The 294-nt window shown below is 63.9% G+C and carries 1 pseudogene; it reads left to right on the top strand.

The features are described 5' to 3' along the window. Window positions 1-270: pseudogene (locus tag EN852_RS39325) on the top strand (hypothetical protein); the annotation flags it as partial. Window positions 271-294 lie beyond the last annotated feature (24 nt).

Here is a 294-nt window from a genome sequence, read left to right as displayed (position 1 = left end):
GCGCAGATGGCTGTCGCTATGCCGCTGATGCTGGCGGGGGAACAAGGTATGTTCCATTTTCCGACAGTGGCGGAGGTGCGGCTGCAGCCGATTGCGCGCGCCGGCAACGAAGCCGGATGGCCGTTTTCGGTCGATGAGGGGACGCTCACCTGCGTCTGGAGTGGCGGCCAGAAAGTGGTGATGTTCTTCGAAGGCCGGCCGCCCGAGCTGGATGAGGACGAGGACTTCACGCCGCGTGGCGTGATCGTCACCAACGACACGCTGCAATAGACGCTCGGCAACATCGCCAACCGC

Source organism: Mesorhizobium sp. M2E.F.Ca.ET.209.01.1.1, from assembly GCF_004010375.2.
Lineage (GTDB): Bacteria > Pseudomonadota > Alphaproteobacteria > Rhizobiales > Rhizobiaceae > Mesorhizobium.
Note: the sequence above shows the minus strand (reverse complement) of the source record. Positions and strands in the feature narration are given on the sequence as shown.